The 9,422-nt window shown below is 70.6% G+C and carries 10 protein-coding genes; 2 read left to right on the top strand and 8 right to left on the bottom strand.

The annotated features are described in order from the left end of the window. The 7 genes from MVA01S_RS26860 to ftsH all read right to left on the bottom strand — a co-directional run. A partial coding sequence (locus tag MVA01S_RS26860) for a DUF6779 domain-containing protein (RefSeq protein ID WP_353961404.1) occupies positions 1-606 on the bottom strand: 606 nt, incomplete at its 3' end. Between the two features lie 76 nt (positions 607-682). Next, entirely contained in the window at positions 683-1,159 is a 477-nt protein-coding gene (locus tag MVA01S_RS26865; RefSeq protein ID WP_003931766.1) for a DUF3180 domain-containing protein, read from the bottom strand. Continuing rightward, positions 1,159-1,689 carry a 2-amino-4-hydroxy-6-hydroxymethyldihydropteridine diphosphokinase gene (folK, locus tag MVA01S_RS26870; RefSeq protein WP_003931765.1) on the bottom strand — a complete coding sequence of 177 codons (531 nt, stop codon included), beginning with the start codon at positions 1,687-1,689 and terminating at the stop codon, positions 1,159-1,161. The genes MVA01S_RS26865 and folK overlap by 1 nt, the downstream gene beginning before the upstream one ends. Continuing rightward, complete coding sequence (gene folB / locus MVA01S_RS26875) at positions 1,686-2,069, bottom strand: dihydroneopterin aldolase (RefSeq protein WP_003931764.1); 384 nt, start codon at positions 2,067-2,069, stop codon at positions 1,686-1,688. The genes folK and folB overlap by 4 nt, the downstream gene beginning before the upstream one ends. Continuing rightward, the gene (folP, locus tag MVA01S_RS26880) at positions 2,062-2,892 is read right to left on the bottom strand and encodes a dihydropteroate synthase (RefSeq protein WP_040542108.1); all 831 of its coding nucleotides are present in this window, start codon (positions 2,890-2,892) and stop codon (positions 2,062-2,064) included. The genes folB and folP overlap by 8 nt, the downstream gene beginning before the upstream one ends. Positions 2,893-2,936: 44 nt before the next feature. After that, positions 2,937-3,545, bottom strand: coding sequence for a GTP cyclohydrolase I FolE (gene folE / locus MVA01S_RS26885; RefSeq protein ID WP_003931762.1), 609 nt, complete (start codon positions 3,543-3,545; stop codon positions 2,937-2,939). Between the two features lie 18 nt (positions 3,546-3,563). Beyond that, positions 3,564-5,909: an ATP-dependent zinc metalloprotease FtsH gene (gene ftsH, locus MVA01S_RS26890; protein WP_003931761.1), complete on the bottom strand. Its 2,346-nt coding sequence runs from the start codon at positions 5,907-5,909 to the stop codon at positions 3,564-3,566. A 206-nt stretch (positions 5,910-6,115) separates the two neighbouring features. Between ftsH and MVA01S_RS26895 the strand changes: the two genes are divergently transcribed. Both MVA01S_RS26895 and MVA01S_RS26900 read left to right on the top strand, forming a co-directional pair. Then, entirely contained in the window at positions 6,116-7,057 is a 942-nt protein-coding gene (locus MVA01S_RS26895) for an alpha/beta fold hydrolase (RefSeq protein WP_040542106.1), read from the top strand. 18 nt (positions 7,058-7,075) lie between these two features. Further along, complete coding sequence (locus MVA01S_RS26900; protein ID WP_003931759.1) at positions 7,076-7,813, top strand: SIMPL domain-containing protein; 738 nt, start codon at positions 7,076-7,078, stop codon at positions 7,811-7,813. On the opposite strand, the gene MVA01S_RS26905 is transcribed toward MVA01S_RS26900, so the two are convergent. Beyond that, the coding region (locus MVA01S_RS26905; protein WP_060941764.1) for a molybdopterin dinucleotide binding domain-containing protein at positions 7,784-9,422 on the bottom strand (1,639 nt) is incomplete at its 5' end. The two genes, MVA01S_RS26900 and MVA01S_RS26905, sit on opposite strands and share 30 nt — an antisense overlap.

Consider the following 9,422-nt stretch of genomic DNA (forward strand, 5'->3'; position numbering starts at 1 on the left):
AGGCACCCATTCGTGCTCGGGCAGATGCGGCTCGACCGGGACGTCGATGATCGGGCTCTCGTCGGTCTCCGGCGCGTCGGGCTCTGGGGTGACGACGAAGTCGTCCTCGGTGTCGATCCGGCTGCTGCTGACCCGGCCCGCCGTGCGTTCGGTCTCCAGCGCCGGGCGATCGGAGAGGTCGGCGTCGAACAGGTACTCCAGATTGGCCCGCAGCGCGGCCAGCTCGGCGCGCAGGGCCGCCACCTCGTCGGCGGACTGCGCCCGCAGCTCCGAGGCCAGCTCGCGACGCAGCTGGGATTCCACCGCGAGCTCGTACTCCCGGCGGGCGGAGATCTCACGGTCCAGTTGCAGGTCGTACACCAGCTTCAGATCGCGCACCTTGGCCTGGTCCGCGTCGCTCTGTCTGCGGTAGATGACCGAGACGAACGCGGCCACCACCGCGGCCCACAGCGCGAGAATCACCGCCAGCTTGAGCAATTCGACCCGGTTGGTGAAAACCAGCGCTGAACTGGCACCGATCGCGAGAACCAGCAACACCGTCATCAGGAACCAACCCGGCCTGCGGCCGCTGCGCCGGAGGCGGGTGCCTCGGGTCGGATCGGTCATGGGGCGACTGTACCTGTCACCGGTCGTGTCGCGTGTCGACCCGGGCGGCGATTCGGCCTGTCGCCCGGGGATCGGGTCAGCCCGGCGACGCGTCGGCGTTCTGCGACTGATCCTCCGGTGACTTGCAGCAATGCTGCAGCCACATCGCCGCCACCACCAGTGCGAGCGCGCACAACCCGGCCACCACCGCACCGGGGGTGTCCTCGGCGGCCACCCGCAGGGTGCCGCGGCGCGGCAGCAGGTAGGCCACCACCGCCACCCACCAGCCGAACACGACGCTGGCCATCCATGCCGAGGCCTTCGCGATCACCACCGACCGGGCCACCGCCAACGGGTGCAGCCGGCCGTGCCCGACACCGATCTCACCGTCGCGGATCCGGGCCCGCACGTAGAAAGCCCAGCCCGCCAACGCCACCGCGACCCCGAGCAGGGACACGCCGGTCCACACGTCGATCGGCGGGAACCACCGGTAGATCAGGTGCACGAGTACATAACTGACGACCGCGGTCACCGCCGCCGCGGCGGCCAGGTCGCGCTTGCGGGTCGGCCCCATCAGTCGCGGCCCGCGATGTGCAGGACGAACCCGGTTCTGCGTACGCCGGTGCGCTCGGCGGCGTCGACGGCCGCCAGGTGCACCGCGATCGGGTCGGTCCGGCCCGCCACGGTGAGCGCCGCGTCGGGTTGCACCTCCAGCCACGGCACCAACACGAACGCACGCACGTGGGCGTACGGGTGGGGCAGGGTCAGGTCGGCGTCGCCGAGTGTCACCTCGCCGTCGGGCCCGAAGCACTGCACCAGGTCGACGTCGAGCGTCCTCGGTCCCCAGCGCTGCTCCCGCACCCGCCCGGACGCGTCCTCCAACTGCTGGGCGCGGCGAAGCCAGCCGTGCGCGTCGAGATCCGGATCTTCGGCCAGCACAACGGCATTGAGGAACGGGCCCTGCTCGACCCCACCCCAGGCCGGTGTCTCGTAGACCGGGGACACCGCGACGACGGCGGCGCCGAGGCCGTCGAGCACCGACTGCAGGTGCGCCAGCCGGTCGCCGAGGTTGGATCCGATGGACAGCACGACGCGGGTGCTCACGGCGCGGAACCCCGCCCACCGCGGCGCGAGCGGCGCGCGATCACCGCGACATCGTCGAACTGCAACGGGATCGGGGCCGAGGGCTTGTGCACCACGACCTCCACCGCGTGCACGCGCTCGTCACGCATCACGTCCTCGGCGATCTCCGCTGCCACCGTCTCGATGAGCTGCCGAGCCGGCCCGGCCACGACGTCGGCCGCCCGCTGGGCCAGCACGCCGTAGTCGAGGGTGTCGGCGAGGTCGTCGCTGGCCGCCGCGGCGGCCAGGTCGACCCACACCGTGATGTCCACGATGAAGTCCTGACCATCGCGGCGCTCGTGGTCGAACACCCCGTGGTTGCCGCGAACCTTCAACCCGCGCAATTCGATCCGGTCAGCCATCGGAGTCCGCCCCGAGATCAGCCATGCCACCTGCCCGCCATGCCGCCACCACCGCCAGTGCGTCGACCGACGCACGCACATCATGCACCCGCACTCCCCAGGCGGAGTGCCAGCCGGCCAGCGCGGACACCACCGCGGTGGCGGTCTCCCGACCGGCCGGGGCTCGCAGCTCGCCGTCCGGGGAGGCGAGCAACGTGCCGAGGAAACGCTTGCGTGACGCGCCGACCAGCACCGGGATCCCGGTGTTGACGAACTGCGGAAGAGCATGCAGCAGAGCCCAATTGTGCTGCGCGGTCTTCGCGAAACCGAGACCCGGATCGATGATCAGATTCGCCGGGTCCACGCCCGTGCGCACCGCGGCGTCCACCCCTGCCAGCAGTTCGTCCCTGACTTCGGTGACCACGTCGCGGTAGGTGGGCACGTCGTGTGGACGGTCGGCGCGGACGTTGCGCCAGTGCATGAGGATCCACGGCACACCGGCGTCGGCGACCACCCGGACCATGTCGGGGTCGGCGTTGCCCCCGGAGACGTCGTTGACGATGCGGGCGCCGTGCTCCAGCGCGGCCCGCGCCACCTCGGCGTGCATCGTGTCGATGCTCACCGTGATGCCTTCTTGCGCAAGCTCTTTCACCACAGGAAGCACGCGGGCCGACTCCACCTCGGGGCGCACCCGGGTGGCGCCCGGGCGGGTCGACTCGCCGCCGACGTCGACGATCGCGGCACCCTGGCGCACCAGCTCCACACCGTGTGCCACCGCGCGCTCCCGGTCCAGGAACCGGCCCCCGTCGGAGAACGAGTCTTCGGTGACGTTGACGACTCCCATCACCTGCACGGTCGCCGGTGCGGCAGGCGGAACGCTGGCGGGGCTCACTTGCGCAAGATCAGTTCCAGGGCTTCGGCGCGAGAGGCCTTGTCGGTCTTGAACTGTCCACGCACCGCCGAGGTGGTGGTCACCGCGCCGGGCTTGCGGATGCCGCGCATGGCCATGCACAGGTGCTCGGCCTCGATCACCACGATCGCCCCGCGCGGCTTCAACCGGCGCATCAGCGCGTCGGCGATCTGCGCGGTCAGCCGCTCCTGCACCTGCGGGCGCTTGGCGTACAGGTCCACCACGCGGGCCAGCTTCGACAGCCCGGTGACCCGGCCGTCCTCGCCCGGGATGTAGCCGACGTGGGCCACCCCGTGGAACGACACCAGATGGTGTTCGCACGTCGAGTACATCGGGATGTCCTTGACCAGGACGAGCTCGTCGTGCTGCTCGTCGAACATGGTCTTGAGGACCTCGTCGGGGTCGACGTACAACCCGGCGAAGATCTCCTGATAGGCCCGTGCCACCCGGGCCGGCGTGTCCCGAAGGCCCTCCCGGTCGGGGTTCTCACCGACTGCGATGAGCAGTTCCCGCACCGCGGCTTCGGCGCGGGCCTGGTCGAAAGCGGGAGTGGTGATCGTCGCCGTGTGGTGGGGCGACCGCGTCATCGAGATCTCCGTTCAGTATCAGCCGTTGGAAGGCGGAGCGCTCCGCCCGTTCTCCCCGCCGCTGTCGTGGCCGGGATCCTCCTTCGAGTCCGGTGCGGGTGCACCGCTGTGGGGAGCACGTTGCCCGGGCTGCGGATAGGGCTGATACGGGGGGTATCCCGGATACGTCTGTGGGGGCGGTGTCCCGCCCTGCCAGCCCGGCTGCGCCGGGGGTGGATACCAGTAGCCCTGCGGCTGCTGCTGCTGCGGCGAGCCCGGCCGGGGCGGCCACCCCGGGGCGTGCCAGCCGGCAGGGGCGCCGTAGTCGGGCTGGGTCGGACCGTTCGGAGCACCGTTGGGGCCCTGGGAACCGTTGCCGTTCTTGTGCGCACGCTCGGCGGCGGCCTTGGACGCCTGGGCGATCGCGGTCTTGAACGCCGGCTCCGGCACCGGCTTGGGCCACGGCTCGCCGCGCTCCATCGCCAGCTCCCCCGGCGTCTTGATCGGCGGCTTGTCCGACGGCACCCGGCCGCCGAAGTCGTCGAACATGGTCAGCCGCGGACGCTTCTTCACGTCGCCGAAGATGGCTGCCAGCTCGACGCGGTGCAGCGTCTCCTTCTCCAGCAGCTGCCCGGCCAGGGTGTCGAGGACGTCGCGGTACTCGGTGAGGATCTCCCACGCCTCGGTGTGGGCGGCCTCGATGAGCTTGCGCACCTCGTCGTCGATGATCTGGGCGACCTCGTGGCTGTAGTCGGCCTGGGTGCCCATGGTGCGGCCCAGGAACGGATCGCCGTGGTCGGTGCCGTACCGCACGGCGCCGAGCTTGGAGCTCATGCCGTATTCGGTGACCATCGCCCGGGCGATCTTGGTGGCCTGGTCGATGTCGGACGAAGCGCCGGTGGTCGGCTCGCGGAACACCAGTTCCTCGGCGGCACGCCCGCCCATCGCGAAGACCAGCCGGGCGATCATCTCCGACCGCGTCATCAGGCCCTTGTCGTCCTCGGGCACGGACATCGCGTGGCCGCCGGTGCGCCCGCGGGCCAGGATCGTCACCTTGTAGATCGGCTCGATGTCCGGCATCGCCCAGGCGGCCAGCGTGTGGCCGCCCTCGTGGTAGGCGGTGATCTTCTTCTCGTGCTCGCTGATGATGCGGCCCTTGCGCCGCGGCCCGCCGACCACCCGGTCGACCGCCTCTTCGAGTGCGGGCCCGGTGATGACGGTGCCGTTCTCACGGGCGGTGAGCAGGGCGGCCTCGTTGATGACGTTGGCCAGATCGGCGCCGGACATGCCCACGGTCCGCTTGGCCAGGCCGTCGAGGTCGGCGTCGTCGGCGATGGGCTTGCCCTGCGAGTGCACCTTCAGCACCGCGCGGCGGCCCGCGAGGTCCGGGCTGGACACCGGGATCTGGCGGTCGAAGCGGCCCGGGCGGAGCAGCGCGGGGTCGAGGATGTCGGGCCGGTTGGTGGCCGCGATCAGGATGACGCCCTGGCGTTCACCGAATCCGTCCATCTCGACCAGCAGCTGGTTCAGCGTCTGCTCGCGCTCGTCGTGACCGCCGCCCATGCCCGCGCCGCGCTGGCGGCCGACGGCGTCGATCTCGTCGACGAAGATGATGCAAGGGCTGTTCTGTTTGGCCTGCTCGAACAGGTCGCGCACGCGCGAGGCACCGACACCGACGAACATCTCGACGAAGTCGGAACCCGAGATCGTGAAGAACGGCACCCCGGCCTCGCCGGCCACGGCGCGGGCGAGCAGGGTCTTGCCGGTGCCGGGCGGACCGTAGAGGAGCACGCCGCGCGGAATCTTCGCGCCGAGTGCCTGGTAGCGGCTCGGGTTCTGCAGGAAGTCCTTGATCTCGTAGAGCTCCTCGACCGCCTCGTCGACGCCGGCGACGTCGGCGAACGTGGTCTTGGGCATGTCTTTCGACAGCATCTTGGCTTTCGACTTGCCGAAGCCGAAGCCCATCCGTCCGCCCGCCTGCATGCGGGAGAACATCACGAAGAGGCCGACCAGCAGTAGCAGCGGCAGCATGTAGATCAGCAGCGTGCCCAGCACGCTGCTCTGGTTGACCACGGTGTTGGTCTTGACGTTCTTGTCCTGCAGCGTCTCGAACAGCGTCACCCCGTACCCGGTCGGGTACTTGGTGATGATCTGGTTGCTGTCCTCGGTGTCGCCGTTGCCGTTCTTGAGCTCCAGCCGCAACTGCTGCTCACGGTCGTCGAGCTGCGCGCTGTTGACGTTGTCACCATTGATCTGCGCTACCGCGACAGACGTGTCGACGGGTTTGTACCCGCGGGTGTCGTCGCTGAAGTAGAAGAAAGACCAACCCAGCAGCAGCACCACGGCGATCACCGTGAGCGTGCGGATGACATTCTTGCGGTTCATGAGTCAGTCCGGTTCATCAACGTGTGCGGCCGGCGATCGGATTCGCCGGCCAAATCCTTCCAATACGTGCAGCTGGAATAGTCAAGGCTACCGCTAGACCAACGATCGGCAGTTCCCGGCGCTCTTCCCGACCGCGAACGTGAACTGGCGGCAGTGAATCTGCACCGCACACGACCATGGGTGCACGCTCGGCGAAAGGGCACCTGATGCGGACGCGCAGGGTTCGGACCAACGGGGTGACGTTGCGGGTCCTCGAGGCCGGCGAGCCGGGCGCGCCCGTCGTGGTGCTGTGCCACGGCTTCCCCGAACTGGCGTTCACGTGGCGCCACCAGATGCGCGCGCTGGCCGACGCCGGATTCCACGTGCTCGCCCCTGACCAGCGCGGATACGGCGGCTCGGATCGACCCGAGGCTGTCGAGGCGTACACCGTCGCCGAGCTGACCGCCGACGTCGTCGGGTTGCTCGACTCGGACGTCGGCGGAGGCGCCGAGCAGGCAGTGCTCATCGGCCACGACTTCGGTGCCGTCGTCGCCTGGGCCGCCCCGTTGCTACACCCGGACCGCTTCTCGGCGGTTGCCGGGCTGAGCCTGCCACCGGTGCCCAGACCGAAGGTGCCGACCACTCAGGCGTTCCGCCGGATCTTCGGTGACCGCTTCTTCTACATCCTGTACTTCCAGGAGCACGGCCCGGCCGACGCCGAATTGGACCGCGACCCGGCGACCACCTTCCGGCGGCTGTTCACGATGGCCGGGGGCACCGCGGCGGCCGAACCGGGGCCCGCCGGCTTCCTCGACCGCATCCCGGACCCCGGCGCTCTCCCCGACTGGATCAGCCAGGCGGACTTCGACGTCTACGTCGACGAGTTCACCCGCGGCGGATTCACCGCACCGCTGAACTGGTACCGCTGCTTCGACCGGAACTGGGAGCTGACGGCCGATCCGCCCGCCGCGACGATCAGGGTCCCGGCGCTGTTCGTCGGCGGCACCGAGGACCCGACGCTGGCCTACACCCCGCGGCACCGGGTGCGGGAGGTCGTCTCCGGTGACTACCGCGAGGTGATGATCGATGGCGCGGGCCACTGGCTCACCGAGGAGCGGCCCGACGACGTGTCGCGCGTCCTGCTGGAGTTCCTCACGTCGCTGCGCTGACGCTCTAGGGTGCCAGTCATGCCTATCCCAGCACGCGCCAACACGATCCGGAACACGCTCGCCGCCGTCGCCGTGGCAGGGGTGACGGCCGCAGGACTGACGGCGTGCGACGCGCAGAGCTCGCCGTCGCTGCAGCCGGGTGCGGACAGCCGTCAGGTGACGGTGGTCGGGGAAGGCCAGGTCCAGGGCACGCCCGACACACTGACCGTCAACGCGTCGACGGAGTTCCTCGACCCCGACGCCACCTCGGCGATGAACCAGACCAACGCACTCCAGCAGGCCGTCATCGACGGGCTCGCCGGGCTCGGCATCGACCGTAAAGACGTGGCCACCACGGCTGCGGACCTGCAGCCGCAGTACGGCAGCAACACCACCGAGATCGCGGCGTTCCGGGCGACCAACTCGATCAACGTGACCGTGCGCGATCTCAACCGTGCCTCGGATGCGATCAACCTGATCGTCGACACCGGCGGCAACGCGGCCCGGATCAACTCGATCAGCTACTCGATCGAGGACGACTCGGAACTTGTGCGCGACGCCCGGGCGCGCGCGTTCGAGGACGCCAAGGACCGCGCCGCCCAGTACGCCGAGTTGTCCGGCCTGAGCCTGGGCAAGGTCATCTCGATCTCCGAATCGTCCGCGCCGACCCCGCCGATCCCGCTGCAGGCCCCCCGCGCGATGGAGGCCGCGGTGCCGCTGGAGCCGGGTCAGCAGACCGTCGGGTTCTCAGTGTCGGTGATCTGGGAACTGACCTGACCCGGCCGCACTGACCAGCACCGGGATGCCGTTGAGCACCGCGGTGCCCGATAGCGGGTCCAGCGTCGAGCCGTCGTTGAGCTGATTGGCGTTGGCCCCGGGGTGGTCGGCGGCCAGACGCTGGCGGGTGCCGCTGCGGTCGTGCCCCCACCCGTGCGGCAACGACAGCACACCGCGCCGGATGCCGTCGGTGACCTCGACGGGCACCACCACCTCGCCGCCGGGCCCCTTCACGACGGCGGTGTCGGTCACGCCGAGCTCGGCGGCGTCGTCCGGGTGGATCCGCAGCGTGCAGCGGTTGGTGCCACCGGCCAGCGCGGGCAGGTTGTGCATCCAGCTGTTGTTGGAGCGCAGATGACGGCGACCGATCAGCACGTAGCCGTCGCCCGGCCGGCTCATCGCGGCGCGCAGCCGCCCGACGTCGGCCACCAACTCCGGCGGCGCGAGCTCGACCTTGCCCGACGGGGTGCGCAGCACCTCGGTCAGCCGCGGTTGCAGCGGTCCCAGGTCGATGCCGTGCGGGGACTCTCTGAGCCGCTGCAGTGTCAGGCCACCGGGTCGGGCGCCGAACGCGTCACCGTAGGCGCCCAGACGCAGCATCATGTCCAAGCGACGCTCGTAGCCGCGGTCGCCGGTCAGCATCGCGGTGAGCTCGTCGACCGCGCGCCCGGCGACCGGGGACCCGGCGTCGGCGGTCTCCTTGGCCAGCGTCGCGGCGATCACCTGTTCGTCGACCAGCGCCGGGTCGGCGTCGGGGCCCAGCCCGTACAGCCCGAGCGCGATCCGCGACAGGATCTCGGCTTCGTCCGGCCTGCCGTCGAGCGGCAGCACCGGCGGTGAGTAGCGGGCGTTGTTGCGCACGGCCAGGCCGTTGAGCGCGAAGTCGAAGTGCGGGCTGCGCGACGGCGGCGGGGGCGGCAGGATGACGTCGGCGTGCCGGGTCGTCTCGTTGAGATACGGGTCGACGCTGACCATGAATCCGACACCGGCCAGCGCGCGGTCCAGCCGGTCGCCGTCCGGGGCCGACAGCACCGGGTTGCCTGCGATCGTGATCATCGCCCGGATCTGCCCGTCGCCGGGTGTCTCGATCTCCTCGGCCAACGCGGCGGTCGGCATCTCCGAGAGCACCTCCGGATGCCCCGAGACCCGGCTGTGCCAGCGGCCGGTGCGAAACCCGCGGCCCGGCCGGGGCCCGCGCGGGGCGGGCGCCACCGGCGACAGCGGGAACATCACGCCGCCGGGCCGGTCCAGGTTGCCGGTCAGCGTGTTGACGACGTCGACCAGCCAGCTGCCCAGCGTCCCGAACTCGACGGTGGAGGTGCCGATCCGGCCGTACACCGCGGCCCGGGGCGCGGCGGCGAGCTCGCGGGCCAGGGTCCGGATGTCGCCGGCGTCGACCCCGCAGTATCCGGCCACCGCCTCCGGCGCGAAATCCGTAGCAAGCGTGCGGATTTCGTCGACGCCGGCGATGTGGTCGGCGGCCGTGCCCAGGTCGACGAGGTCCTCGTCGAACAGCACGTGCGCAACCGCCAGCAGCAGGGCCGCGTCGGTGCCGGGCCGCGGCGCGAGGTGCCGGTCGGCCAGCTCGGCGGTGCGGGTGCGGGCCGGG

The organism is Mycolicibacterium vaccae NBRC 14118 = CIP 105934, from assembly GCF_001552715.1.
GTDB lineage: Bacteria > Actinomycetota > Actinomycetes > Mycobacteriales > Mycobacteriaceae > Mycobacterium > Mycobacterium vaccae.

Coding starts and splice junctions, on each gene's coding strand:
- MVA01S_RS26865 (WP_003931766.1), bottom strand. CDS start 1,159: ATGGGGCCGACCCGCAAGCGCGACCTGGCCGCCGCGGCGGCGGTGACC.
- folB (WP_003931764.1), bottom strand. CDS start 2,069: ATGGCTGACCGGATCGAATTGCGCGGGTTGAAGGTTCGCGGCAACCAC.
- folP (WP_040542108.1), bottom strand. CDS start 2,892: ATGGGAGTCGTCAACGTCACCGAAGACTCGTTCTCCGACGGGGGCCGG.
- folE (WP_003931762.1), bottom strand. CDS start 3,545: ATGACGCGGTCGCCCCACCACACGGCGACGATCACCACTCCCGCTTTC.
- ftsH (WP_003931761.1), bottom strand. CDS start 5,909: ATGAACCGCAAGAATGTCATCCGCACGCTCACGGTGATCGCCGTGGTG.
- MVA01S_RS26895 (WP_040542106.1), top strand. CDS start 6,116: ATGCGGACGCGCAGGGTTCGGACCAACGGGGTGACGTTGCGGGTCCTC.
- MVA01S_RS26900 (WP_003931759.1), top strand. CDS start 7,076: ATGCCTATCCCAGCACGCGCCAACACGATCCGGAACACGCTCGCCGCC.